Source organism: Paraburkholderia sp. BGA-UO-ETr-F12 (assembly GCF_059567945.1).
The window spans coordinates 21934-46414 of the sequence record NZ_JCAQOZ010000040.1; the positions used below are offsets into that span (position 1 = coordinate 21934).

Below are 24481 nucleotides of genomic sequence, written 5' to 3' on the forward strand. Positions count from 1 at the left end.
GCGGCACAGCGGCAGCGCCGATCAGAACGTTTCCCAATCCTGATCGCTGCCGGCGCTCGCCATCGCCTTGGCCGGCGTCTTCATGGGTGCAGCCGCTGCCGCGGGTGCGGCGGGTGCTCGTGCGGCCGCAGTGGACTGCGCAGCCGCTTGTGATGACGGGTGCGACACCGGTTGCAACGCGGCTTGTGACACCTTGCGTGGCGCCGTCGCGCGAACCGGCGCAGCCGTACGCTTCGGCGCCGCGCTCACGGGCGCCTTGTAACCGCCTTCTTCGAGCTGGAACACCGCGACCGCGGCACGCAGCTTGCCGGCCTGATCTTCGAGCGAGGAAGCCGCCGCAGCCGCCTCTTCGACCAGCGCGGCATTCTGCTGCGTCACCTCATCCATCTGGGTGACCGCGCGCGCCACCTGATCGATGCCGCTGCTTTGCTCTTCCGAAGCCGCGGCGATCTCGCCCATGATGTCGGTCACACGCTGCACCGCACCGATGATCTCGGTCATAGTGCGGCCCGCTTCGTCGACCAGCGCGGAGCCGGACTGCACGCGCTCCACCGAGGTATCGATCAGCTCCTTGATTTCCTTGGCCGCCGCCGAGGAACGTTGTGCAAGGCTGCGCACCTCGCCCGCCACCACCGCGAATCCGCGCCCTTCTTCGCCGGCCCGCGCCGCTTCCACGGCCGCATTCAGGGCCAGGATGTTGGTCTGGAACGCAATCCCTTCGATGATCGAAATGATGTCGGCGATCTTCGCCGAACTCTGATTGATGTCGCCCATCGTGCCGACCACCTGGCCGACCACCGCGCTGCCCTTATTCGCGATCTCGGACGCGTTGGCCGCCAGCGAGCTCGCCTGGCGGGCGTTGTCGGCGTTCTGCTTGACGGTGCCGGTCAGCTCTTCCATGCTCGACGCGGTTTCCTGCAGCGCCGAGGCCTGCTCTTCCGTACGTGAGGACAGGTCGATATTGCCGGCCGCGATCTGACGCGTGGCGGTCGCGATCGATTCACTACCACTGCGTACCGTGCGCACCGTTTCGGTGAGATTACGCTGCATTTTGGCGATGCCTTCGAGCAACTGCCCCATTTCGTCACGTGAGGTGACCACGACCGGGCGGCGCAGATCGCCGGCGGAGATGGCGTCGAAATGTCCGAGGGCTGCGTCGAGCGGACGGGCAATCGCGCGGCTCAGCGTCAGGTAGGACAGCGCGGCGGCGATCACGCCGATCAGCAGCGCCGCGATGCTCACCATGCGGAACACTTCGAAATTGCCTTGCGCCGAGTCGTAACCCTGCTTCGCCAGCGTGAACTGGAACTTGCGCAGCGCGTCATCGGCGCTGGCGAGTTCGTTGTACGACGCCTGAATGCGTTTGGCGCTCTCGACCAACTTGCCCTGGTCGTTCGCCGTGAGGATCGTCACAAACGTGTCCAGTTGCTGATGCAGCGCCTCGCGCCTTGCGACCACGTCCTGCGCGAGACGGTCTTCTTCAGCGTCGCGCGGCAAGTCCATGTATTTTTTCCACCACGTGTCGGACGTCGCGCGCATCGTACGCGCCCGCTCGATCGTCTGCGCCACCTCCGGCGTGCCCATCATGAACGCCGCCCGGTCGAGCGCCAGCCGCTCGCGTGCCGCATACAGCTCGGCGTTGCCGATATCGACGGCGCTCGGCATGGCGTTAGTGAAAGTGTCCCGATAAGCGTCGTTCGAACGACTCATCCCGAACAGACCGAAAACGCCGATGGCAACCAGCAGCGCGGCAAGAAAAGCCATCGTGAGGCCAATCCGCGCCTTGATCGTGATGCCTTTGTTCAACATGCTTGTTCCTGTACTTAGCAAATGAGAAGCTGCGTGCGCAGCGCGGGGTAGCGTGTCGCGTCTGCCTGCATGGCGCTGTTCTGTAGCCGCGCTCTTAATATTTGGGTTTACGGCATTCGATCTGCATACTTGAAGGATTTATATAGTATGAAGAAAGACGTTGTAAGCAAATGGAAGAAATTACAAACAACTGACAGGCCGTGTCCGGGCTAAGGTCACACGGCGTTTTTTTGACGTTCGGGAAAGCAGGTTCAGTTGGCCCGGGAGCCGGATGCGCACAGGCGGGGGGGTTCGAGTGGAGCCTGGACGCGAGTCGGCCACACAGATCAAGCGGAGTTCAAGCAGAATCAGACGGAACTCGAGCGGAACTCGAGCGGCACAAAAAACTGGACGCGAAGCCTGTCGGCTCGCGTCCGGCAACGCCATCCCGCACGGTGTCAGATATCAGGCGGCCAGATCGCGCCTCGCCACGCCGGCCCATGTCGCGGTCGACTCACGCACGATCAGACGCGGCGACACGACACGCCGGCGGCCCGGCGCACGCGGAGGATTGCCCGACGCCGTCCCGGCGATGCGTTCGATCAGCGTCTGCGCGGCCATATCGCCGAGCGCGCGAACCGACTGCCCCACCGTTGAAAGCGACGGATAGGTGAATCGTCCCAGCTCGATATCGTCGAAACCAATGATCGAGCAATCGCGCGGCACGCTGATGTTGCGCTCCGCCGCGGCGCGCAGCGCGCCGATGCCCATCATGTCGTTACCGGCAAAAATCGCCGACGGTCTCACGGTGTCGAACAGTTGCCCCGCCGCGCGATGGCCACCCATCCCCGAAAAATCGCCTTCGACGATCGCGCCCGCTGGGATCTCGATGCCGCGCTCCGTCATGGCGCGGATAAAGCCGTGCAAACGCATGGCGCTCACCGCCGTCTTCACGGGTCCGGTAATGCAGCCGATTCGCACATGCCCCAGTTCGAGCAGATGACGCGTCGCGAGGTAGCCGCCCTTCTCGTGGTCGATCTGCACCAGATCCGCGTTCACGCCTTCGATGTTGCGATCGACCACCACCAGCGGCTCCCGGGCGTCGGCGAGCGTCTGCGCCAGCACCGCGTCGTCGCCCGCGGAGGCAACGATCAGGCCGTCGATACGCTTTTCCTGCAGCACGCGCAGATAGTTTCGCTGCTTGGCCGGATCGTCGTCGGAATTGCAGAAGAACAGGCAATAGCCGTTGCGCGCGCAACCGTCCTCGATACCGCGCGCCATCTCCGCGAAATACGGGTTCGTGCTGTTCGGCACCACCAGACCGATCGTCGCCGTCGCCCGCGCCTTGAGCGAGCGGGCCACCGCCGACGGCACATAGTGAAGCTGACGGATCGCGTGTTCGACCTTCGCGCGCACATCGGCCGACACCGGCCGTGAGTTGTTCACCACGTGCGATACCGTAGTGAACGACACGCCTGCCACGGCCGCTACATCCTTGATCGTCGCCATAACCTGTTGCTCTCCTGCCTGTTGTTCCCGCCGGCCACGCCATCTGGCGACCCACCGGACGTCTTCATCGACGCGCGCCAGGTGTGCCCGAGATGCCGCCCGCGGCCTCGCTTGCCGGTCGATCGGTCATGCCAGACTCCCTGCTTCATGGGTGTCGACGGTATGCAGCAACGCTGCGCGCCTGCGGCGGGCGGCAAAAGCGGCGGCCAGCAACGCGTCCTGCGACCATTTGTCGCGCCCGCACCCACCCGTCATGCTTCCCGCGGACAACTCGCGCCGATCCGGTCGCAGATCGGCATCAGCCCGCGCAGGTCGCTCGACACCACAATAAGCGCGCCCTTCACGCTCCAGGACCCCCAAGGCCACCGATTATTTTGGATAGCGTACTCTTGCCGGCGCCGCTCCTGCCCGTGAGCGCTAGTGCCTATTCGCCGTGCAATTACCTTCGTGACGCTTACCTCTGAATTAACGGCGGGCCGTCCGGTTTCTTGAGCGTTTATTGAATTGGCGCGGATTCGCACGTTTTTGCCACGCATTCAAGCCACGCATTCAATATGCTACGGCGGGCGGGCGAACAACCCGCGTCACCCGATTTGCTGCAGTGCTACTCGCGATGCCCGATCCAGTCGTCCCGGTTTCGTAGTGGTACGTAGTGGTCCTTTGCTGGCGGTACTTTCCGGTACGCGATGCTCGATGCTTACCGGGTCACCAAATCACATGGCGTTTCCACCACACCGGACAACTGCGACTGCTTCTTGTGCTCGCTGATCGCCTTGAGCGCCGTATCGATCCCGAACACGGCCTGCTTGGCCGCGTACTGGTCGGCGGTGGCGAGGACGCGGCCGTCCTTGAGCATCGGCCTGATCGCATTGATGTTGTCGTAACCGACCACGAGCACCTTGCCCTGCCGGCCCGCCGCGCGGACGGCCGAGACCGCGCCGATCGCCATATTGTCGTTGCCGGCGAGGAGCGCCTTCAGATTCGGATACTCATTGAGCATGGCGGAGGCCACCGCGTTGCCTTTGTCGATTTCCCATTCGCCCGATTGCACCGATACGACCTTGGCACCGACCGCTTGCATCGCGTCCTTGAAGCCCGCGGTGCGTTGCTGCGCGTTGGTCGTGGTCGACACGCCTTCGATAATGCCCACTTCGTCGCCCGCCTTCAGCTTTTTGGCCAGGTAATCGCCGACCTTCTGTGCGCCCTTGCGGTTATCCGGGCCGACAAACGGCACGTTCAGATCCTTCGACCTGAGCACGTCCGGGTCGAGCCGGTTGTCGATATTCACGACGATGATGCCCGCGTCGATGGCCTTCTTGACCACCGGCACCAGCGCCTTCGAATCGGCCGGAGCCAGCACGATCGCGTCGACTTTCGAGACGATCATCTGCTCGACGATCCTGATCTGGTTCGCGGTGTCGGTCTCGTCCTTGATGCCGTTGGTGATCAGATCGAATTGGGAGGCGTTGTGCTTCTGATAGTCCTTCGCGCCGTTTTCCATGGTCAGGAAAAACTCGTTCGCGAGAGACTTCATCACTAGCGCGACCCTCGGTTTATGGGCAGCCGCGCTTTGCGCATTAGCAGAAGAAAACGGTAAAGCGGCGGTGGCGGTGACGAGAACAGCGGCCGCCAATAAGCGGCGGCGAATGCGATGGCTCATGCCTATCTCCAGAAAACCTTCTTGAGGCTCGCGATCGAGCCGTGTTTTTTTAGTCTCGCGCAAACGTTTGCGAGGCCTATTCTCAGCGCGCCCGGTCCGGACTGTCAACGATTCGTGGTGATGCGAGGCGCCGGCACGCGAAACGCGCGCGGATCAGGCGCGCCCGCCGGATTCGATCCGGCGCGGCGCTTAAGTCCACCATCAGGCTGCAGGTCGGCAAGGGTTCCTCGTTTGATCCGTGCGTGGCAAATTTGCCGCCGGCTGCAAACTCCACAGACGGCGGGCCGTCTATGCTGGACTTTTATTGCGCACCATGCAAGCGGGAACCCCGCGAGAACGCTCGCGGGACGACCGGTCAACCGCCTGTCAAAGCCAGTCGGCCTTGCGAAAACGCCAGTACAGGACCACATCCACCGCCAGCATCACGAGGAGGCAGATCGGATAGCCGTACTTGCTGTGCAGCCCGGGGATGCTCTCGAAGTTCATCCCGTAGATGCCGGCGATCATGGTCGGCACCGCGAACAGCGCGGCGAACGAGCCGAGCCGCTTGGTCACTTCGCTCTCGGCAAGCGAGATCATCCCCAGATTGACCTGCACCGCGGTCACGACCATTTCGCGCCGGCCGTCGATGGTTTTGACGATCCGCTGGAGATGGTCGTAGACGTCGCGGAAATAGGCCTGCATGCCCTCGCAGACACTCGGAATGCGGCCGCCCGTCAGCTTGCCGATCCCTTCCTGCAAGGGGGCAATATGGTGCTGCAAGATGACGAGACGGCGTTTCAACGAGTACAGATCCTCGATGATCGCCCGCGAGGCCGCCGAATTATTGCGTTCGAAGATGCGGTCTTCGAGTGCTTCGATCTCCGTGTTCATGGCCTCGACGATCGGAAAATAGCGATCGACGATGTCGTCGGCCAGTGCGTACAACACGAACGCCGAACCCTCCTTGAGCAGTTGCGGCTCGCGCTCGCAACGGGCGCGAACGTTCTGGAACCCGGCGCGCGTGCCGCGGCGCACCGACAGCACATAGTTGTGCCCCACGAACACGTCGACCTCGCCGATCAGCAGTTCGCCCGCCTCATCCATTTCCACGGTATGCATGACGGCGAACAGCGACTCGTCGTACTCCTCGATTTTCGGACGTTGATGGCCGTTTCGCACGTCCTCGATTGCGAGTTCGTGCAGGCCGAACTCGTGCTGCATCACAGCCAGTTCTTCCGGCTCCGGGTCTTTCAGTGCGACCCAAACAAAGCACTCGGGTCGCGCCACGTAGTCGCTGATGCTCTCGATATCGATGTCGCCCAGCTTCCTGCCGTCCTGATAGGCGGCGCAATTGATCAGCATGTTGGATTACCTTGAAAACGGAGCAGACCGGCCGGCCTGGGGCCGTACCCAGGCGCGGTGGCCAATCCGCGTGAACGAATACACGACAGCCGCCATGTTAAGGGCTCTGCGTGAACATCATGTAGCCAATTGTTAAACCCGCGGCGCAGCGGCGGCAGGCGCCGGCCGGGTTGGCGCGGCCGGGTGCCGGCCGGCGCCGCCACGGCCCTGCGCCACGCTACCGGGCAACCCTGCGCAAAACGATGCGGTGATCGTCACCGAAGCTGACCGACGCGTGGTTCGTGTAACGCGTATCCGCAGTGACCGTAAAGCGCATCTCCACGACCGGATCGAATTGGGTGGAGACGCCGATGCGATGCACGCCCGGGCTCAGATAGAAGACGACGTGTTCGCCGTTCATCAGATCGGTGACCTGTTCGCCGTCGATATACACAAGGGCATCGCGAAACCGGACAATCACGTCGCGGGAACGTTCGCGCCGCACGTCCACGGCCACCAGCCCGGTTCCGGGCTGCGTGTAACCGGGCTGGACGATGCGCGTTTGCGGCACCTCCTTGAACGCCACGGGTTCGGCCGGAGTCGACGCGCAACCGGCGAGCGACGCGACAGCCAGCGCGAGCAGCGCGGCTTTGCAGTGGAAGTGCTGGCGCATCGGCATGCTGGGTCTCCCGGGTCGCTGATCGTGTTATTGGTCGTGCTGGGCGTGATGCTGTTCTTGTTACAGGCGCATTGCGCATTGCGCCCCGCTAGCCGCGGCGCCTGGCCACAGATCCTGGCTGAGGCGCCGAAGCGCAAAACGCCTTGCCCCTCTTGCACCAGACCGCGTTCTTCTTCATGATCGCTGCAAAGCGCGGCGCTGTGGGCGCCGCGCGCTGCGGATTTACCCTCGGATCCGCCGCGTGTTACCTTTGTTTGCCCTCAAGTTTGCTTCTCTGTACCGGCTATGCGTGACGCTTCATCGTCCGCCACGTCGGACCTGCGATCAAGGAGACTGCAATGTGGTATTTCACCTGGATTCTCGGCATTGGCGTGGCGTTGGGCTTCGGCATCATCAATGTGATGTGGCTGGAAGCCAGCGGTAAATTCGCGCGTGATCCGCAAGTCGCCGGCAGCCCGGCCGCTGCGCCCGAGGACAGGTCTTCGTGACGCATCTGGTTTTCTTCTGCGGTCACGCAGGCACCGGCAAAACCACGCTGGCGAAGAAACTGATCGGCCCACTCATGCAGGCAAGTTCGTCGCCCTTCTGCCTGCTCGACAAAGATACGTTGTTCGGCGGCTACAGCGCAGCCGCCATGAGCATGCTGACCGGCGACCCGAACGACCGCGACAGCCCGCTTTTCCTCCAGCACCTGCGCGAGCCCGAGTATCGCGGCCTGCTCGACACCGCCCGCGACAATCTCGAGATCGGTGTCAGCGCGCTGGTGGTCGGGCCGCTGTCGCGCGAAGTGCGCGAGCGGCGCCTGTTCGATCGCGCCTGGCTCGGCATCGGCACGGACGTCACACTGCGGGTAGTGTGGATCACCACATCGGAAGAGACTGCCCATCAGCGTATCGTCGAGCGCGGCAATCCGAACGATGCCTACAAACTCGCGCATTGGGACGAATATCGGCAGCGCCGCTTCGTGCCGAGCGGCGAGATTTGCGACGACCTGTTGATGTTCGACAACACCGCGCCCACCCGCGCGGATTACGAAGCATTGCTCGCACAGCTGGTGGGCGAGCCGCATGTGTCGTCGGGGATGCCGCCGTTACCTGTGTAGCGGCCGGTGCAGCAGCCCGGTTAATACCGGCGTTTCAAACGCACAACGCCCCGCAATGCGGGGCGTTGGCGTTCATAACGCGGCCCTCTATGAGGCGTTTTTCGTTGCTTGCGTTGGTTGTGCTACTCGCGTTGCTGGCGGCAGTCACTGCCGCGGTGTCGCACGGCCCCCGGTTTTGAGCCTGATCTGAAATCTCGGTGCGGTGATCGCGGCTTACACCGTTGCCATCGCATCCAGCGACTGCCCTTCGTACAACTGGCCAAAGCGGTTCGCAAGGAAGTCTCGCAGCGACACCTGTTCCTGACGCACGAAGCCGCTTTGCGGCAGCTTCTTCTCACGGAACAGATCGAGCACCGCGCACATCGCGCCGGCCGTAGTGATCTGGATCGCGCTCATCGGCACACCGCACACCGTCTTCGCGAAAATCTTGCGGGTGAAGACTTCCTGCACCAGTTGACCATCGCGCATGCCGCTCACCGTGATGAACACCAGCACGACGTCCTGCGCGGTCGCAGGCACCGAACGGCGCATGATGGTCTTGAGCGTATCGCGGTCGCTCGCCAGACGCAGGTCTTCCAGCAGGAACTGCATCAGGTTGCGGTGGCCCGGATAGCGCACCGACTTGTAGTCGAGCGACTCGACCCGGCCCGCCAGCGTTTCGCATAGCGTGCCCAGACCGCCCGAGGTATTGAAGGCTTCGTATTCGGTGCCGTCGAGCGAGAAATGTTCGAGGCCTTCGAGCGGCTGCACCCACTGCGTGCGGCTGTCGCGGATCGCCTCGCAGGGCTGGCAGTACTCGTTGATCAGGCCGTCGACGCTCCACGTCAGGTTGTATTTCAGCGCATTGGTCGGGAATTCCGGCAGCGCGCCGACGCGCATCTTGACGTCGCGGATTTCGCTGAAGCGGTTCGCCAGTTCATGCGCGGCGATGCCGATGAAACCCGGCGCCAGACCGCACTGCGGCATGAAGGCGTGATCGGCGGAGTCGGCGATCTCACGGATCGCGTGAGTGGCGCGCACGTCTTCGGTCAGATCGAAGTAATGGACGCCCGCGCCCCTGGCGGCCGAAGCCACGTTCACCGCGAGGTAATACGGCAGCGCGTTGATGAGCGTATCGAAGCCTTGAATGGCGGCACGCAGGGCGGCGGCGTCGGCGGAATCGACGCGGCGGGTCGGAATACCCTGGGCGGCGAGCTTATCGAGCGCATGTTGATCGCGGTCGAACGCGACAACGTCGTAGTCGCCAGTTTCGCGCAACATATGAGCGATGGTGTGACCGATCAAACCTGCGCCAACAATGGCTACTTTCATGCGCTTCTCCTTATTCTCTGTCTGCTGTCTCCAGCTTGGGAAGTGCGCTGCGCTTAGGCGCGGCGCCCGGCGGGCTGAACCCTCGAGACACAGTTTAGGGAGAAGCAAAAACAGTTCATACGCGCAAAATGCTGCGCTATGACCATGATTTTCGACGTTATGACGAGACAATTAGTCGATATGTCGAAAACATGTCAAAACGGCGTAAAAATCGGGCAGCGGATCACACCATGCCGCGGTCAATCTTGCGCGCCAGAATGATCGACGTAGTAGTCCGCTCCACGCCTTCCAGGCCACCGATCTCATCGAGCAGATCGTTGAGGCGGTCGGGCGAATCGGCGCGCAGCCACGCGACATAATCGAACTCGCCGCTCACCGCGCAGAGCAATTGCACCTCGGGCATCTTGCCGAGACGCTTCTGCACGGCAGGTCCGTACTTCGGCGCGATGATGATGCCGACGTAGGCCTGAATGCTCGAGTCGAGCACATCCTGGCCGAGCCGCACGCTATAGCCGCCGATCACATTGCTGCGTTCGAGCCGAGCGATGCGGGCGATCACGGTGGTACGCGCCACATCCAGCTGGCGCGCGAGATTGGCGACGCTTTCACGGGCGTTGGCTTGCAGCGCCGCCACGAGGCTGCGGTCGAGTTCGTCGAGTTGGTCGAGGCGCGGAGGTCTCATCGGAGGCTAAAGTTGGTCAGGCGTGGAGCGGATTATCGCGCGTATTGTGGGCATCGGGGATCAGGCCTCGAGCATCGAGCATCGGACGGCAGGCCGAAGAACCGCGAAAGATCACACGCCGAATCGCTCGATCACGAAGTCGATGAAGCTGGTGAGCTTCGGCGTGGCACGGCGATCACGCGGATAGACCAGGTGAACGGGCGCACCCTCGGGCAAATAGTCCTCCAGCACCGACACCAGTTCGCCGCTGGCGATCTCTCTCGCGAGCAGCGCCTCCGGCTGCAACACCAGCCCGAAGCCGCGCAAGGCGGCCACCTTGAGCGCCTGGCCGTTGTTGGCCCGGAACCGTCCGGCCCGCAACTGGTTTTCGTCCGCGCTCTCGCCACCCAGCCGCCACAGGCCCTCGCGGCCCCAATGCAGAAAGCCCAGACATTCGTGCCGCGTCAGGTCGGCCGGCGTGCGCGGTATGCCGGCTCGCGCCAGATAGGCCGGCGAAGCGCAGGCGCGCATCCGGTAAGGCTTCAACGGCCGCGCGACGAAACTGGAATCCGGCAAATGACCGATTCGCACCGAAGCGTCGAAGCCCTCCTCCACCAGATCGATCACGCGATTCGACAAATCCAGTTCAAGGCTCACGTCTGGCCAGGCGCTCAGGTAGTCGGTCATCGCCGGCGCGAAGACTTCCACGCCGTAGGTCAACGGCACCGTCACCTTCAGCACCCCGCGCGGCGCGGCTGCCATTGCCTCGGCCGCGGACTCCGCCTCCTTGACGTCCGCCAGAATGCGCCGGCACTGCTCGTAATAGTGCCGGCCGATTTCCGTCAGACTCTGACGGCGCGTGGTGCGCGTCAGCAGCCGCGTCGCAAGCCGCGTTTCAAGCGAGCGGATGTGCTTGCCCACCATTGCCGACGAAATGTTAAATCGTTCGGCCGCTGCTGTAAGACTGCCCGCTTCGACCACCGCGACGAAGATTTCCATGCTGACGAATTTGTCCACCCGCTATTTCCTGTTCGTTTCGGTTGTAAGCGTTTGTCGCACTGCAACCGCAGTGTAGGGATATCGTGATACTAATAGCGGCGACGGCGAAGTGGGCAGCCGGTCGCCTTGCGTCGCCATGCCGATGCACGTTAGGCCGCTCGCCATGCTCGCCTGGTCCCAATTCGAACAGACATCAGGAGTTTCGATGAAAAAAGCACTCGTAATGCTGGCCACCGCAGTCGCCATGAGCGGCGCATTCGCACAAACTTCCGCGCCGGCTTCGGCGCCGGCCAGCGCCTCGGCACCCGCCGCAAAAGCCGGCCACGAGCGCAATGTCGAAGACCGCATCACGTTCCTGCACACCAAGCTGAAGATCACGCCGGAGCAGGAAACGCAGTGGAACGCTTTCGCCGACGTGATGCGCAACAACGGCCAGACGATGGGGCAGTTGTTCCAGCAGCGCAAGGCCGCCACGAACCTGTCCGCGCTCGACGACATGAAGCAATATGCGACGATCGCCCAAGCCCATGCTGACGGCATGAAGAAACTGGTCGACGCGTTCGATCCGCTGTACAACAGCTTCTCGCCGGAACAGAAGAAGCTGGCCGACGCGACGTTCCACCAGGGCGGCCCTGAAAGCGGCGGCCGTCACCATGGCAAGGGTGCCAAAAAGGCGCCGGCGGCGGCTGAGTGAGGCTTGTGAAGCCCTCAGCGCTTCATTGAGCAACGTCACTGAGCAACGTCGCTGAGCAGCTTCACCGCAGGCGAGGCTGGGAGCGCACGGCGCGTGTTTGCGCGCCGTGCGCTCAGTTCTTTCGCCTTCGAGAACAGCCCGGCCGCTCCCGACGGCAAAAGAAGCCGATCTTCAAACGCATCTGGCATGATTGCGAGTAAGTGGCGTCGAGACGCAAAGTCCCGGCGCGGCTGTCAATCTCTCTACACTCATTCGCTTGATGACCGAACTCAAAAATCTCGATCTGAATAACGATGCCGACGCCCAACGCGTCGTCAAGAACGAAACCGTGAGCGTCGAGTTCGCCGCTGCCGAAGGCGAACTGATGAGCCTCGAAGGTCCGAACCGCTACGCTCCGGGCGACGCGCTGATTACCGGCTCGACCGGCGAGCGCTGGGTCGTCTCGCGCGACCGCTTCGATGCCAAGTACCTGCCGCAAGACGCCGCCCTCGCCCACGGCGAACCAGGCGCATACCGCAACCGGCCGGCCGTCGTGCTGGCTAAACAGATGAACGAAGCGTTTTCGCTAGCCCGTTCGGCAAGCGGGGGCGATGTGCTGCACGGCGCCGCCGGAGACTGGATCATGCAATACGCGCCGGGTGATTACGGTGTGGTGCAGGCCGCACGCTTCGCGAAGGTCTATCGGCTCGCCGATTGAGTTTGCGGCAAACTGAGCGCGGCAAGCCTCGCGCACTCGGGGCCGCCCGCCGGCGCATGATCCGAGCGACTTGAGTCGACCATTTCAGGCAAACTCGTCGCCGAGATCCACCGTCACATCGCGCGCCACCGCTTCGCCGTTCGCATACTGTTCTTCGAGCGAGCCGAGGCTCGCTTCGACATACGCCCGCAACACGGCGAAACTCCGGCCACGCAGCCGTGCCGGCAACGCGCGATAACGCGCCAGCGCCGTCGGTGCAATCACCACGGTCATCACGATGCGGCGCGCAGTTGCGCCGAAACGCATGGCAACCCAGTGAATCGCCAGGGTCGGCGTGCCGTCTTCGCCCGCACGCTGGATGAACTGTGTCTGCTCCGGAAACAGATCGCTGATGACGCGCGCCAATTCCTCGAACTCGGGATTCGCGCAGTCGTATTGGTAAGCTTCTTCCATGAGATGTGCCGAAAGGATGAGCCTGAACGGCGTACCGCAAGGGTACGCCGGAAGTTAATGAATCGCGAAGGGAGTGTGTAACAGCCGCCTCACGCAAGCTGCCTCACACGGCAACCGCCGGGCGGCGGAACACTCTGAACAGCAGGCCCGCGACAATCAGCGCCCCCAGCGCGTACACCCCGTCCACGGCGGCGAGCGGCACGAGTTGCGCCTGGAACAATGCAGCCGGCACGTCGACCAACGCATGCAACAGAATCGCGAGCGGCAGGATGCCACGCCAGCCCGCCTGCAGGCCGCGCCACATCAGCACCGACAAACCGATCTGGAACACCAGCGCAGCCACTCGTTCGAGCGCGAAAATGCCCGCCGTCTGCGGCGTCAGGCTGGCGAGGATCAGGTGGATGCGCATCACCGAGTCGGTCGGCAGATTGCTCAGATAACCGTCCAGTTCGCCGCGATTTTCGAAAATAGCGAACAGGATCCACTGAATCTGCACCAGCACGCCGACCAGCCAGGCCTCCGCGCCACCGTGGCCGAGGCCATAGGTCAGCGCGGTGCCGTCACCCGTGTTTGCGGCAGACGCGGACCTCGCCGCGGCGCGCTTGAGCAACAGACGCATCCCAATGAAACGCCCCACTTCTTCGCACACGCCCGCCACCAGCGCGCCATACACCACGAAGGCCAGCGGATTGGATAAAAAGGTGGCGGTCGCTTCGTTCCGATGGAGCACGTAGTCGTTCAGCGCGCGCTCGATCACCATCGCGAACAGCGCGAATATGGCGATGCCGGTGATCGCGTCACGGGGTTTCAGCGCGAGCGGCCGACGCAGACGGCGATAGATCAGGAACGGTAAAGCGGCGACGAACAGGGTCGCAACGGTGAGGCTCGAGAGGGTAAGCGGTGCAACAACCATGAGTTTCCTTGCGATGACCGGCCCGCACCCGCTGCGCGCCGCAGCCCGAATGATCGCAGATCAGCGCGAAGTTGACGCACGCACGATCAATTCGCCCGGCAGAAGACAGTCGCGCGCGGTGGTTTGAACCCCTTCGATGCGCTCATGAAGGAACTCGACGGCGCGATAGCCGATCTCGTAGGTCGGCTGACGGATCGTGGTGATGCCGGTCAATTCGGCCCATTCGGGATCGTCGATCGACAGCAGCGCCACGCGCGCCTGCCAATCCGCGCCATAGCGCGCTTTCAGATGGAGGGCGAGGCACAGCGCGACCGGCGCGTTGGCCGCGAACAACGCGATGCGGGCGGGTTTGCCGACGCTGCTGCTTGAGGCGTTAACTATGGCGTTATCGATAGCGTTGGCCACGGCCCCGTCGGATCTGCCAGCCGCATCGATTGCGCGGTCCAGTTCGGCGAGCGCATGCTCGACGGCTTCCGGGTCGGCAAGATTCAGCACCAGCGTATGCCCACGCGCGCCGCCCTTGCCGCCTTCGTCCTTGCCAGCCACACCGCGCATCACCTCGCGAAAAGCCGCCTCGCGCAGTTGCCGCGAACTGACTTGCTCGAAGGGCTGCACGACAAACCAGATATCGTCGAAACCATGCTCGAGCAGGTGCCGCGTACCGAGCTCCGCGGCCGCCCAGTTGTCCAGCCCGACCATATCGGCGACTAGCCCCTCCACCGAACGGTCGACCAGCACCGCCGGAATTCCCCCACCGCCCACCGGCCGCAGGGTTTCCTCGCGCACGCCGAGCGCGTTGACAATCACGCCTTCCACACGATACGTGGTGAGCAGTTGCAGATAGCGCCGCTCCATTTCGACTTCGTTGGCCGCGTGGCAGATCAGCGGCATCAAGCCGAGCGCCTGGCAGGCGGCTTCCACGCCTTGCAACACTTCGACGCTGTACGGGTTGGTCAGATCCGCGAGCAGCATGCCGATCAGACGGTTACGGCCTCGCTTGAGGCCGCGCGCCATCTGGTTCGGCTGATAGTCGAGACGTTCGATGGCCGCCTCGATGCGCGCGCGCAATTCCGGCGACAGCACGCTCATCTCGCCATTCAGATAGCGCGAGATGCTGGTCTTGCCGGTGCCGGCTTCACGCGCGACGTCGGTAATCGTCGCGCGGCGCGTGGCGGCAAGGGGCGTCGTGCTCATGACTTCAATACGTCGCGGTTGACGATGTTGGTCGCGAGCGTACCCGCGAGCGCCGCGACGAGGTTTTCCGCCGCATTGCGCGCCATCGCATGACGGGTCTCGTGCGTCGCCGAACCGATATGCGGCAGCGCAACCACGTTCGCCATTTTCAGCAGCGGCGAATCGGCCGGCAACGGCTCGGTCTCGAACACGTCCAGACCCGCGCCGTGAATCGTGCCGTTTTGCAGGGCTTCGATCAACGCCTGTTCATCGACCGTGGCGCCGCGCGAAGCGTTGATCAGGATCGCACTCTTCTTCATCGACTTCAGTTCGGCGGCGCCGATCATGTGCTTCGTCTCGGGCGTGAGCGGCACCTGCAGGCAAACGAAATCGGAGGTCGCAAGCAACTCCGCCAACTCGACACGGCGTGCGCCGTACGCCTGTTCCGCCTGCGCATTTGCGCTGCGGTTCGTGTACAGCACCTTCATATTGAAGCCGAGCGCCGCACGCCGCGCGACCGCGCCGCCGATCCGTCCCAGCCCGACGATACCGAGTGTCTTGCCCTGCACATCGACGCCAAAATGGGCGGGGCCGATGCTGTGCTTCCACTGCCCCGCCTTCACCCACTCCGCCAGTTCGACCACGCGCCGCGCCGATGCGAGGATCAGCGAGAACACCGTATCGGCGGTCGATTCGGTCAATACGTCCGGCGTATGCGCAAGTACGATGCCGCGGCGCGTGAGGTCGGCCACGTCGAACTGGTCATAGCCCACCGAGATGGTCGACAACGCCTTCAACCGGCTCGCGCCTTCGAGCATCGCCGGCGTGATTTTCACGCTCGAACCGATGCCGCCGTCGGCATCCTTCAACGCGGCGACAAACGTGTCGTGCTGCGCAGGGTCGACCTGCACGACCTGCGCATGCTGCTGCAGATACGCGAGCACATCCTCGGGCAACGACTTCCATGCGACGATCTTCTTCATCTGCCTATTTTCCTTGCAACGGTGTAGCGAGCTTGCCGGTCTGATTCAGTGGCTGTGCCTGCGGCTGCGGCTTGACGATCAACGTCAGAATCACCGCGGCAATCAAGGCCACGCTCATGAACGCATACGACGCCGCGGGCGAACCGGTCGCGCCATTCAGATAGCCGACCACGTATGAGCCGACGAACGAACCGAGCGCACCCATGCTGTTGATCAGCGCCATCGCGCCGCCCGCAACGTTCTTCGGCAGCAACTCCGGCACGATCGCGAAGAACGGCCCGTACGGCGCATACATCGCACCGCCGGCGATCACCAGCAGCGCATACGAAATCCAGAAGTGCGTGGAGCCGAGCGCATACGACGCGGCGAACGCAATCGCGCCGACCAGCAGGAACGGCCACACGAACACTTTGCGGCGGTTGAGTTTATCCGATGCCCACGAAGCCGCAAGCATCGCGATCGTGGCCGCCAGATACGGCAGCGCCGAGAGCCAGCCGGTTTCGACCATGCCGAGCGTCGAACCGTTCTTCAGGATCGACGGCAGCCACAGCACGAAACCGTACACGCCGATGCTCCAGCAAAAATACTGTGCGCACAGCTTGATGACCGCGGGCGTGCGAAATGCTTCGCTGTAATTGCGCACCGGTTTGATGGCGGCCTGTTCGGCGCGCAAGGTTTCGGCGAGGTCGTCCTTTTGCTGCTGCGTGAGCCACGAGACCTGCTGCGGCTTGTCCTGCACGATGAACCACCAGCACACCGCCCAGATAATCGCGGGTGCGCCTTCGGCGATGAACATATGGCGCCAGCCGAACGAGTGCACCAGATAGCCCGATACCACCGACATCCACAGCACTGTCACCGGATTGCCGAGAATCAGGAAGGTGTTGGCCCGCGAGCGCTCGCTCTTCGTGAACCAGTTGCTGATGAAAATCAGCATTGCCGGCATCACCGCGGCTTCGACCACGCCGAGCACGAAGCGGATCACCATCAGCGAGGGGATATTGCTGACCATGCCGGTCAATGCCGCGCATCCGCCCCACAGGACCAGACTCCAGAACACGAGCTTTTTGACGCTGCGGCGTTCCGCGTAAATCGCGCCGGGAATCTGAAAGAAGAAATAACCGAGAAAGAACAACGCGCCGATCAGCGACGAGAGTCCTTTGCTAATGCCGAGATCCTGGTTGATGCCGGCGGCCGACGCGAAACCGAAGTTCGCGCGGTCGAGGTAGGCCAGGCTGTACGTGATGAATACGATCGGCATGATCGTCCACCAACGGCGAATCGCAAGCGATGATGAGGTCATGGAAGTCTCCTTTGTCGACCAGAGTTAGCGCTTTAGCGCTTACTCTGGTCCCATGCAGTTGCGGTCGACCAGAGTTAGCGCTTTAGCGCTTACTCTGGTCCCATGCAGTTAGTTGCTTACGGCTTCCCGAAGCAATGACGGACGGTCATGGGCGCTCTTAAGCGCTCTTGCTGTTATCGAGCCGGCTATTACCGGACAGCTCGGGATGCGCCAGATGCGACACGCTCCCGGCTCCCCCGCGCTCACGCCGCACTGGCGACGCTGGTCGCGTCGGCCAGTTCGAGCGCGTCCAGTTCGGCGCGGCTCGGCAGTCCTTCCGAATCGCCGATCACCTGGATCGCCAGCGCGCCGATCCGGTTGCCGCGCGCGACCGCTTGCGGCAGCGCCTTGCCTTCAAGCAGCGCGCTGACCACGCCGACCGCGAAACCATCGCCCGCGCCCACCGTGTCCACGACCTTCGCGACCGGCTGGCCGGCGATCACGGCGGCATCGTCGGCGGTGCGAAAGTACGCGCCCTCGGCGCCGAGCTTGATGATCACGCCACGCGCGCCCTGATCGAGATAAAACTTTGCAATGTCTTCCGCTTGCGTATAGCCGGTCAGGATTTCTCCTTCGCCGATGCCGGGCAATACCCAGTCGGCCAGCGCGGCAAGCGCATTCAACCCTTCGACCATCGCGGCGCGCGAGGGCCACAGCGTCGGACGCAGATTCGGGTCGAACGAGATCGTCTTACCTGCTGCACGCATTTCTCGCGCCAGATGGAAAGCCAGTTCGCACGAACTCGCCGAAATAGCCGGCGCCACGCCCGTCAGGTGAAGGTGACGCGCCGACAGCACATAATCGGCCGCGTAGTCGGCCAATGACAGGTGACTCGCCGCCGACCCTTTGCGGAAATACTCGACCGTCGGATCGCTGCCGTCGTCGTTTTTCGACTTCAACTGGAAACCGGTCGGGTAGCGCTCGTCGGTGGTGACGCAGCGCTGGTCGATGCCTTCTTTCGTCAGCGTGTCGCGCACGTACTGGCCGAATGAATCGTTGCCGACGCGGCTCATCCAGCCCACCTTGAAACCCAGTCGCGACAGGCCGATCGCCACATTCAGATCGGCGCCCGCGACGCGCTTGGTGAATAGCCCGACGCCGGCAAGTGCGCCGGTTTCGGCGGCCACGAACATGGCCATCGCTTCACCGTAGGTGATGACGTCGAGTGCTGCGCTTGTGTTGCTCATGCTTCGCTCCTGCGTGTTGCCGCTTGCTGCCCGTTTGCTGCCCGTCTGCTGCCCGCTTGCTGCCGTGTTTTCGCTACCACGCTTCTCTCAGGTCCTGCGCACCGCTTACGCGGCAGCCAGCCACGCGACATAGTGCGCAGCGTCCGCATCGATACGGTTCGCATCGAACGGAAACTCAATGCCGCGCGGCACGTGGCGCGGCAGCTTGTCGAGCACCGCGGCGAACTGCGTGTCGCCGGCCGCAGGCGCGGCGGGAAAGCGCCGTGCGCCCTCACCCACCGCCGTCTTGCAATGGATGTATTCGACGTGGGCGGCCAGCGGGCCCGCGGCATCGAGCGGCGCGACATCGCGCCATGCCCAGTTACCGACGTCGAAGGTCATGCCGAAACTCCCGGCGTGGCCTTCACGCGCGAGCGCGTCGAACAGGCCAATGAATTGCGCGAGCGAGCCGCCCTCGGCCAACTGACCGTTCTCGACGACGAGCCGCACATTCGCGCCGCGCAGATACCCGGCAATCTCCGCGGCATGAGCCTCCGAAGCGAAGCCACCGAGTTGCAGCTTCACGAAGCGCGCGCCGAACGCCGTGGCTTCGTCGAGCGCGAGAAGCAGCGCGCCGGTGTCGAGCCGTCCATCTGACGTGTACAGCGACGCCGGGGTCGAATACACCGACCACAAACCGAGTTCGGTAATCGCTTTGCCCAGCGCGCTCAATGCTTGCGGAGCAGCGTCGGCTTCGTTCGCGAACAGTTCGCGGCGCACTTCGAAGGCCGCCGCGCCCGCCTGTCTGCTCACTTCGGCCCACTTCAGATGACCGTCCTTACGGACCGCGTCCATCCCGAAGGCACTTGCGACAATCACCACGTCAACTGCATCAGTCATGTCGAATTTACTCAAATCTATGTCATATCAGCCTTCGATCGGCATTTGGAACCGGTTCCAAATGCGTTTCGAAAAAAAGCGCCGAGGCGCTTGCGATGCCCGAATAGTGCGCCGGAGGCGCCGTCATGCACCATAGTGGAAATCCCCAGGCCAGGTAGATCAGGCGCCATCCGCGAGGCACAGGGCGAGGAACTGCTCAACCACGCGCGACGGGGCGCTCGCATGAGGCACGAGGATCGACAGGCGCCGCGCCAGCGGCTCGGGACCCAGCGAGAACCGGCACAACGCGCCGTCCTCATGCCGCATCGACATCGCCGAGACGAAACCGATCCCCATCCCCGCGCGCACGGCTTCCTTGACGCCCTCGACCCCGGCAATCTCCAGCGCCACGCGCATCGGCACGCCGGCTCTGGCAAAGGCGCGCTCGACGATCTGCCGCACGCCCGACCCGGCTTCGCGCAACACCAGCGGATGAGGGCCGAATGCCGCCAGCTCCGCCCGCCCGCCGTCGATGCCCGCGCCGTCGGCCATACGAGAACCGATCGCCTCCGCCAGCGGATGCGTGCGCGGCATGATCGCGACGATCTCGTCTTCGAGCCACGCATGCACCGCGGTGTCCGGCGGCAAATCCTCGCCGACCGGCCCCTCGATCATCGCGATATCCACCGAACCGAGCGCGCTGACGATTTCGGTGGTGTTGCCGTCGGCGGTATGCAGCGTCACGTCGGGATAGCGGCGATGAAAGTCCGCGATCAGATAAGGCAGCAGGTAGCTCGCCGGCGTGGTGCTGGCGCCGATCCGCAAGGTGCCCTGCTCGAGGCCGCGCAGCGCGTCGCGATACGCATGCGCCTGCCGCCACGTATCGCGTAGCCGGGTCGCATAGCTGGCGAGTTGCTCGCCCGCCGGCGTGAGACGCACGCCGCGCCCATCGCGCAAGTAAAGCGGCTCGCCGAATTCGTCCTGTAGCTGTCGCAGTTGTCCGGACACGGCCGGCTGCGATAAATGCAGCGCCACCGCCGCCCGACTGATATTGCGATGTTCCGCAACGGCGGCAAACGTTATAAGTTGATCCGGGGTCATGATCGTCAAAGTATCCGCACAACTGATACTTTACATTCTAAATCACGATTTTTCATATCGATATATCTAATTTAGGATTGCAGCTATCGAATCAGAACAGTCATAGGAAGGCATTACGCCATGTCCACCGCTCATCTCACCGCTGCTGCGACACCCGCCGGATCGTCCTCCACCCGCGGCCAGCTCAACGGCATTCTCTTCGTGGCCCTGTTTGCCGCCGCCGTCACCCGCATTGCGGCGATCCCGGCCATTGCCGGGCTGGGTTTGAGCCCGCTGATCGTCGGCATTGTGGCGGGCGCGATTTACGGCAACGCACTGCGCGACGGCATGCCTGAAAGCTGGGCGGCCGGGGTCAACTTCTCGGCGCGCAAACTCCTGCGCATCGCCGTGGCGTTTTTCGGCTTGCGCGTCAGCCTGCAGGAAATCGCTCAGGTCGGCTTGCCGGGCCTCGCCGAATCGGTGCTGGTCGTCGTCAGTACGTTGGCGATCGGCACGTGGGCCGGCATGAAGATCATGAAACTCGACCGCGACACGGCACTGCTCACGGCTGCGGGCAGCGCGATCTGCGGTGCGGCTGCCGTGCTCGCATTCGAGTCGACACTGCAATCCAAGCCGCACAAGAGCGCGATGGCCGTGGGCAGCGTGGTGTTGTTCGGCACGCTCTCGATGTTCCTGTACCCGGTGCTGTTCAAGGCGGGCTGGTTGCATCTCGACACGGTTGGCGCGGGCCTGTTCTTCGGCGGCACGATTCACGAAGTGGCGCAGGTGGTCGGCGCGGCCAGCAATGTGAGCCCGGAGGCAACCCATATCGCGACCATCGTCAAGATGACCCGCGTGATGCTGCTGGTGCCGGTTCTGCTGGTGATCGGCATGTCGGTGAACCGCCCGGCACGCCACGCGGCTGCCACCGGAACGGCTACAGACGGCAAGCAACATGCGCCGCGCAAGATGGCGATTCCCTGGTTCGCGCTCGGCTTCCTGGCTTTCGTCGTGATCAATTCGCTGCACGTGCTGCCCGAAAGCGCGACCGGCACACTGAACATGCTCGACACCTTCGCGCTCACCATGGCCATGACCGCGCTCGGTATCGAAACCCGCATTGCGCAGATCCGCCAGGCAGGCCCGCGCGCTTTGACCACCGGCTTCATCCTGTACGTGTGGTTGATTGCCGGCGGATTGGGTATTACATGGGCCGTCCAGCACCTGCTCGGCTAGACTGCCCTCGCCTCCTCGCCAACCCCGCCGCGTGCGGGGTTTTGTGCGTTCAGGCGAACCATCCGTCACGCATGCGCGGCATACTGGTTGCGGACGCTGTCAGCGTATGCAACCCGTTCATGCAACTGGAATGAGGACTGATCGATGAGCCTGGAACTTTACTACTGGGACGGCCTGCAAGGCCGCGGAGAATTCGTGCGGCTGGCACTGGAAGAAGCCGGCGCGGACTATGTGGAAGTGGCGCGTGGCGAACCGTCGGACGGCCTCGGCACAAACGCGATGATGGCGATCATGAAGAGTAAGAACGAACCCTATCCGCCGTTCGCGCCGCCGTTTCTGAAAGACGGCGATCTGGTGATCGCGCAGACCGCGAACATCCTGTTCTACCTTGGCCCGAGGCTCGGGCTCGCGCCGTCAGACGAGAGCTTGCGCTACGTCGCCAACGGCCTGCAACTGACGATCGCCGACATGGTGACCGAAGCGCACGACACGCATCATCCGCTCGCCAGCGCGTTGTATTACGAAGACCAGAAAGACGCCGCCAAAGTGCGCGCGCATGACTTCATCGACAACCGGATTCCGAAGTTCATGAAGTACTTCGAGCGCGTGCTGAAACAGAACCCGGCCGGCGACACGTTCATGGTGGGCGACGCGCTCACTTATGTGGACCTGTCGATGTTCCAACTGATCGACGGCCTGCTGTACGCGTTTCCGCGCGCGCTCAAGCGGTTCGGCGAACACTATCCGCGCCTCGCGGCGTTGCACGACGCCGTGATCGAGCGGCCGAACATCGCCGCTTATCTGCAGTCCGAACGGCGCATCGCGCATAACGAAGCCTGCATCTTCCGGCACTACCCGGAACTCGACAAGGCGGCGGCTTGAGCCACGCCACGCGCCGTCGCGAACCCGGCACATTGCGCCCGCTTCCGCCAGCGGGCGCAATGCTGTTACCGTACGCGCATTCCATCCACCCATCACACCCTTTCCCGCCGACGTGCTTTCATTCCTGCTGAAGCTGCGCACCCGCGCCCAGACCCTGTTCCGTCTGTCCGACGCCCATACGATGCTGGTCTGGTCGGTGGTGGTCGGCGTGGCGGGCGCGTTCGCGACGATTGCCTTTCGCGAGGGCATCGCGCTGCTGCAACTCGCGACGGTCGGCAAGTCGGGCAGTTTCGTCGAAATGGCGCGCAGCCTGCCATGGACTGTGCGCATATGGCTGCCCGCCGCAGGCGGCCTGATCGCCGGCTTCTTTCTGCTGGTCGCGCAACGTCACGTCGACAAGTGCAATCACATCGACTACATGGAAGCCGTCGCGATCGGTGACGGCGTGGTGCCGGTCAAGTTGAGCTTCTGGCGCAGCGTGTCGTCGCTGTTCACGATTTCGAGCGGCGGCTCGATCGGCCGCGAAGGGCCGATGGTGCAACTGGCGGCGCTGGCCGCGTCGCTGATCGGCCGCTGGGTGCATTTCGATCCGCCACGCCTGCGCCTGCTCGTCGCCTGCGGCGCGGCGGCGGGGATTACCGCCGCGTACAGCGCGCCGATTGCCGGCGCGTTTTTCGTCACGGAAATCGTGCTCGGCTCGATCGTGATGGAAAGCTTCGGCCCGGTGGTGGTCTCGGCGGTGGTCGCCAATATCACCATGCGCGAGTTCACCAGCTACAAGCCGCCCTACGAAATGCCGGTGTTTCCGCCGGTGGCGGGCGCCGAAGTGCTGTTGTTCGTCGGGCTTGGGCTGCTGTGCGGAGCAGCCGCGCCACAGTTTCTGCGGCTGATGGACTTCTCGAAAGCCAACTTCCGCAAACTGCCCGTGCCGCTGCCCATCCGGCTGGCGTTGGGCGGTCTGGTCGTCGGCGTTCTGTCCGTGTGGACGCCTGAGGTATGGGGCAACGGCTATAGCGTCGTCAATTCCATTCTGCACTCGCCGTGGACGTGGTCCGCGCTCGTCCTCGTGCTGGTGTTCAAGATCGTCGCGACCTCGGCGACCGTGGGTTCGGGCGCGATCGGCGGGGTCTTCACGCCGACGCTGTTCGTCGGCGCGGTGGTCGGCTCGCTGTTCGGCCTCGGCATGCACGCGTTGTGGCCGCATAGTACGTCGGCGCCATTCGCTTACGCGATGGTCGGCATGGGCGCGTTTCTGGCCGGCGCCACGCAGGCGCCGCTGATGGCGATCCTGATGATCTTCGAAATGACGCTCAGCTATCAGGTGGTGCTGCCGCTGATGCTGTCATGCGTGGTCGCGTACTTCGTGTCGCGCGCGATCGGCAAAACGTCGATGTACGAAATCACGCTGCGCCGCAATCAGGAGGAACTGGAGCGCACGCGTCTGCGCGCGACCCAGATGCGCGAGCTGATCCGGCCCGCCGAAACCGTCGTGCCGCCGAACGCGAGCGTGCAAGACATGACGCGCGTGTTCCTCGAATATCCGGTGAAGTATCTGTATGTCGCCAACGAATCCGGCGCGTTTCTGGGCGTGGTCGCGCTCAAGGACATCACCTCCGATCTGCTCGACAAAAGCGACACCGCCGCGAAAACCGCTGCGGATTATCTGCAGCCGCATTTCGACGTGCTGACGCCGGATATGCCGCTCGGCGTCGCGTTGCAGCACTTCATGGCGTTCCAGGGGGAACGCTTGCCGGTGGTCGAAAGCACCGCGGATCCGAAGCTGGCGGGGGTGGTGTACAAGACCTCGCTGCTCGATGCGTACTTCCGTATGAATCCGACACGCTAGGCTGCGCGTCCGTGCAAAGCACAGCGGATTCTCTACAATGGGGAAACCGCTGCCGCGCTTTGCACGCAGTGCGCGTTACGCCAAGACGGGCGCCTGAACGCCCGC

Annotated in this window: 23 protein-coding genes and 1 pseudogene; 7 read left to right on the plus strand and 17 right to left on the minus strand. The window is 63.5% G+C overall.

Annotation, left to right across the window (positions count from 1 at the left end):
* Nucleotides 1-21 precede the first annotated feature (21 nt).
* From AC57B6_RS17870 to AC57B6_RS17895, 6 genes and pseudogenes are all read right to left on the minus strand, one after another.
* Entirely contained in the window at nucleotides 22-1809 is a 1788-nt protein-coding gene (locus AC57B6_RS17870) for a methyl-accepting chemotaxis protein (RefSeq protein ID WP_496421808.1), read from the minus strand.
* Between the two features lie 444 nt (nucleotides 1810-2253).
* The gene (locus AC57B6_RS17875; RefSeq protein ID WP_028196711.1) at nucleotides 2254-3297 is read right to left on the minus strand and encodes a LacI family DNA-binding transcriptional regulator; all 1044 of its coding nucleotides are present in this window, start codon (nucleotides 3295-3297) and stop codon (nucleotides 2254-2256) included.
* A 126-nt stretch (nucleotides 3298-3423) separates the two neighbouring features.
* Nucleotides 3424-3657: pseudogene (locus AC57B6_RS17880) on the minus strand (sugar ABC transporter ATP-binding protein); the annotation flags it as partial.
* 337 nt (nucleotides 3658-3994) lie between these two features.
* Nucleotides 3995-4957 (minus strand): sugar ABC transporter substrate-binding protein, encoded by a 963-nt coding sequence (locus AC57B6_RS17885; RefSeq protein ID WP_030103060.1) that lies wholly within the window; start codon nucleotides 4955-4957, stop codon nucleotides 3995-3997.
* Nucleotides 4958-5323: 366 nt separating this feature from the next.
* Nucleotides 5324-6301, minus strand: a complete 978-nt coding sequence (gene corA, locus AC57B6_RS17890) for a magnesium/cobalt transporter CorA (protein ID WP_028196713.1) — start codon at nucleotides 6299-6301, stop codon at nucleotides 5324-5326.
* Nucleotides 6302-6518: 217 nt separating this feature from the next.
* On the minus strand, nucleotides 6519-6959 hold the full coding sequence (locus tag AC57B6_RS17895; RefSeq protein ID WP_028196714.1) for a hypothetical protein: 441 nt from the start codon (nucleotides 6957-6959) through the stop codon (nucleotides 6519-6521).
* Nucleotides 6960-7297: 338 nt separating this feature from the next.
* Between AC57B6_RS17895 and cydX the strand changes: the two genes are divergently transcribed.
* Both cydX and AC57B6_RS17905 read left to right on the plus strand, forming a co-directional pair.
* Nucleotides 7298-7447 (plus strand): cytochrome bd-I oxidase subunit CydX, encoded by a 150-nt coding sequence (gene cydX, locus AC57B6_RS17900; protein ID WP_279228187.1) that lies wholly within the window; start codon nucleotides 7298-7300, stop codon nucleotides 7445-7447.
* Nucleotides 7444-8061: a P-loop nucleotide/nucleoside kinase family protein gene (locus AC57B6_RS17905; protein ID WP_030103059.1), complete on the plus strand. Its 618-nt coding sequence runs from the start codon at nucleotides 7444-7446 to the stop codon at nucleotides 8059-8061. Before cydX ends, AC57B6_RS17905 begins: the two co-directional genes overlap by 4 nt.
* A 213-nt stretch (nucleotides 8062-8274) precedes the next feature.
* Here AC57B6_RS17905 and AC57B6_RS17910 read toward each other — a convergent pair whose 3' ends face one another.
* The 3 genes from AC57B6_RS17910 to AC57B6_RS17920 all read right to left on the minus strand — a co-directional run bounded on the left by AC57B6_RS17910 (nucleotide 8275) and on the right by AC57B6_RS17920 (nucleotide 11050).
* Nucleotides 8275-9372 (minus strand): saccharopine dehydrogenase family protein, encoded by a 1098-nt coding sequence (locus AC57B6_RS17910; protein ID WP_028196717.1) that lies wholly within the window; start codon nucleotides 9370-9372, stop codon nucleotides 8275-8277.
* A gap of 223 nt (nucleotides 9373-9595) precedes the next feature.
* Nucleotides 9596-10054, minus strand: a complete 459-nt coding sequence (locus AC57B6_RS17915) for an Lrp/AsnC family transcriptional regulator (RefSeq protein WP_028196718.1) — start codon at nucleotides 10052-10054, stop codon at nucleotides 9596-9598.
* 111 nt (nucleotides 10055-10165) lie between these two features.
* Complete coding sequence (locus AC57B6_RS17920) at nucleotides 10166-11050, minus strand: LysR family transcriptional regulator (RefSeq protein ID WP_030103057.1); 885 nt, start codon at nucleotides 11048-11050, stop codon at nucleotides 10166-10168.
* A gap of 187 nt (nucleotides 11051-11237) precedes the next feature.
* Here AC57B6_RS17920 and AC57B6_RS17925 point away from each other — a divergent pair, with 187 nt between their 5' ends.
* Together AC57B6_RS17925 and AC57B6_RS17930 are read left to right on the plus strand one after the other, a co-directional pair.
* Nucleotides 11238-11726 (plus strand): Spy/CpxP family protein refolding chaperone, encoded by a 489-nt coding sequence (locus tag AC57B6_RS17925; protein ID WP_028196720.1) that lies wholly within the window; start codon nucleotides 11238-11240, stop codon nucleotides 11724-11726.
* 259 nt (nucleotides 11727-11985) lie between these two features.
* On the plus strand, nucleotides 11986-12423 hold the full coding sequence (locus tag AC57B6_RS17930; RefSeq protein ID WP_444516515.1) for a PGDYG domain-containing protein: 438 nt from the start codon (nucleotides 11986-11988) through the stop codon (nucleotides 12421-12423).
* 84 nt (nucleotides 12424-12507) lie between these two features.
* Here AC57B6_RS17930 and AC57B6_RS17935 read toward each other — a convergent pair whose 3' ends face one another.
* From AC57B6_RS17935 to AC57B6_RS17970, 8 genes are all read right to left on the minus strand, one after another.
* The gene (locus AC57B6_RS17935; RefSeq protein ID WP_042275001.1) at nucleotides 12508-12876 is read right to left on the minus strand and encodes a DUF3022 domain-containing protein; all 369 of its coding nucleotides are present in this window, start codon (nucleotides 12874-12876) and stop codon (nucleotides 12508-12510) included.
* A 103-nt stretch (nucleotides 12877-12979) separates the two neighbouring features.
* Entirely contained in the window at nucleotides 12980-13789 is an 810-nt protein-coding gene (locus AC57B6_RS17940; protein WP_216752769.1) for a YhfC family intramembrane metalloprotease, read from the minus strand.
* Between the two features lie 60 nt (nucleotides 13790-13849).
* On the minus strand, nucleotides 13850-14983 hold the full coding sequence (locus AC57B6_RS17945; protein ID WP_496421809.1) for a LacI family DNA-binding transcriptional regulator: 1134 nt from the start codon (nucleotides 14981-14983) through the stop codon (nucleotides 13850-13852).
* Complete coding sequence (locus tag AC57B6_RS17950) at nucleotides 14980-15945, minus strand: 2-hydroxyacid dehydrogenase (RefSeq protein ID WP_028196725.1); 966 nt, start codon at nucleotides 15943-15945, stop codon at nucleotides 14980-14982. Before AC57B6_RS17950 ends, AC57B6_RS17945 begins: the two co-directional genes overlap by 4 nt.
* A gap of 4 nt (nucleotides 15946-15949) precedes the next feature.
* Nucleotides 15950-17248, minus strand: coding sequence for an MFS transporter (locus tag AC57B6_RS17955; protein WP_046569015.1), 1299 nt, complete (start codon nucleotides 17246-17248; stop codon nucleotides 15950-15952).
* A gap of 242 nt (nucleotides 17249-17490) precedes the next feature.
* Complete coding sequence (locus AC57B6_RS17960; protein WP_496421810.1) at nucleotides 17491-18474, minus strand: sugar kinase; 984 nt, start codon at nucleotides 18472-18474, stop codon at nucleotides 17491-17493.
* 105 nt (nucleotides 18475-18579) lie between these two features.
* Entirely contained in the window at nucleotides 18580-19353 is a 774-nt protein-coding gene (locus AC57B6_RS17965) for a sugar phosphate isomerase/epimerase family protein (protein ID WP_444516512.1), read from the minus strand.
* A 159-nt stretch (nucleotides 19354-19512) separates the two neighbouring features.
* Nucleotides 19513-20433 carry a LysR family transcriptional regulator gene (locus AC57B6_RS17970; protein ID WP_252888044.1) on the minus strand — a complete coding sequence of 307 codons (921 nt, stop codon included), beginning with the start codon at nucleotides 20431-20433 and terminating at the stop codon, nucleotides 19513-19515.
* 120 nt (nucleotides 20434-20553) lie between these two features.
* Here AC57B6_RS17970 and AC57B6_RS17975 point away from each other — a divergent pair, with 120 nt between their 5' ends.
* From AC57B6_RS17975 to AC57B6_RS17985, 3 genes are all read left to right on the plus strand, one after another.
* Complete coding sequence (locus tag AC57B6_RS17975; RefSeq protein WP_496421811.1) at nucleotides 20554-21648, plus strand: YeiH family protein; 1095 nt, start codon at nucleotides 20554-20556, stop codon at nucleotides 21646-21648.
* Nucleotides 21649-21792: 144 nt separating this feature from the next.
* A complete protein-coding gene (locus AC57B6_RS17980; RefSeq protein WP_496421812.1) occupies nucleotides 21793-22530 on the plus strand; it encodes a glutathione S-transferase in 738 nt (245 codons plus the stop codon).
* Between the two features lie 112 nt (nucleotides 22531-22642).
* Nucleotides 22643-24376, plus strand: a complete 1734-nt coding sequence (locus AC57B6_RS17985; RefSeq protein ID WP_281663258.1) for a ClcB-like voltage-gated chloride channel protein — start codon at nucleotides 22643-22645, stop codon at nucleotides 24374-24376.
* Nucleotides 24377-24481: the final 105 nt, after the last annotated feature.

Bases quoted from the DNA above. Each gene is read 5' to 3' on its own strand.
- AC57B6_RS17870 (WP_496421808.1), bottom strand. From the start codon at position 1,809: ATGTTGAACAAAGGCATCACGATCAAGGCGCGGATTGGCCTCACGATG.
- AC57B6_RS17935 (WP_042275001.1), bottom strand. From the start codon at position 12,876: ATGGAAGAAGCTTACCAATACGACTGCGCGAATCCCGAGTTCGAGGAA.
- corA (WP_028196713.1), bottom strand. From the start codon at position 6,301: ATGCTGATCAATTGCGCCGCCTATCAGGACGGCAGGAAGCTGGGCGAC.
- AC57B6_RS17975 (WP_496421811.1), top strand. From the start codon at position 20,554: ATGTCCACCGCTCATCTCACCGCTGCTGCGACACCCGCCGGATCGTCC.
- AC57B6_RS17895 (WP_028196714.1), bottom strand. From the start codon at position 6,959: ATGCCGATGCGCCAGCACTTCCACTGCAAAGCCGCGCTGCTCGCGCTG.
- AC57B6_RS17915 (WP_028196718.1), bottom strand. From the start codon at position 10,054: ATGAGACCTCCGCGCCTCGACCAACTCGACGAACTCGACCGCAGCCTC.
- AC57B6_RS17950 (WP_028196725.1), bottom strand. From the start codon at position 15,945: ATGAAGAAGATCGTCGCATGGAAGTCGTTGCCCGAGGATGTGCTCGCG.
- AC57B6_RS17970 (WP_252888044.1), bottom strand. From the start codon at position 20,433: ATGACCCCGGATCAACTTATAACGTTTGCCGCCGTTGCGGAACATCGC.
- AC57B6_RS17980 (WP_496421812.1), top strand. From the start codon at position 21,793: ATGAGCCTGGAACTTTACTACTGGGACGGCCTGCAAGGCCGCGGAGAA.
- AC57B6_RS17885 (WP_030103060.1), bottom strand. From the start codon at position 4,957: ATGAGCCATCGCATTCGCCGCCGCTTATTGGCGGCCGCTGTTCTCGTC.
- AC57B6_RS17955 (WP_046569015.1), bottom strand. From the start codon at position 17,248: ATGACCTCATCATCGCTTGCGATTCGCCGTTGGTGGACGATCATGCCG.
- cydX (WP_279228187.1), top strand. From the start codon at position 7,298: ATGTGGTATTTCACCTGGATTCTCGGCATTGGCGTGGCGTTGGGCTTC.
- AC57B6_RS17875 (WP_028196711.1), bottom strand. From the start codon at position 3,297: ATGGCGACGATCAAGGATGTAGCGGCCGTGGCAGGCGTGTCGTTCACT.
- AC57B6_RS17925 (WP_028196720.1), top strand. From the start codon at position 11,238: ATGAAAAAAGCACTCGTAATGCTGGCCACCGCAGTCGCCATGAGCGGC.
- AC57B6_RS17940 (WP_216752769.1), bottom strand. From the start codon at position 13,789: ATGGTTGTTGCACCGCTTACCCTCTCGAGCCTCACCGTTGCGACCCTG.
- AC57B6_RS17965 (WP_444516512.1), bottom strand. From the start codon at position 19,353: ATGACTGATGCAGTTGACGTGGTGATTGTCGCAAGTGCCTTCGGGATG.
- AC57B6_RS17910 (WP_028196717.1), bottom strand. From the start codon at position 9,372: ATGAAAGTAGCCATTGTTGGCGCAGGTTTGATCGGTCACACCATCGCT.
- AC57B6_RS17960 (WP_496421810.1), bottom strand. From the start codon at position 18,474: ATGAGCAACACAAGCGCAGCACTCGACGTCATCACCTACGGTGAAGCG.
- AC57B6_RS17930 (WP_444516515.1), top strand. From the start codon at position 11,986: ATGACCGAACTCAAAAATCTCGATCTGAATAACGATGCCGACGCCCAA.
- AC57B6_RS17945 (WP_496421809.1), bottom strand. From the start codon at position 14,983: ATGAGCACGACGCCCCTTGCCGCCACGCGCCGCGCGACGATTACCGAC.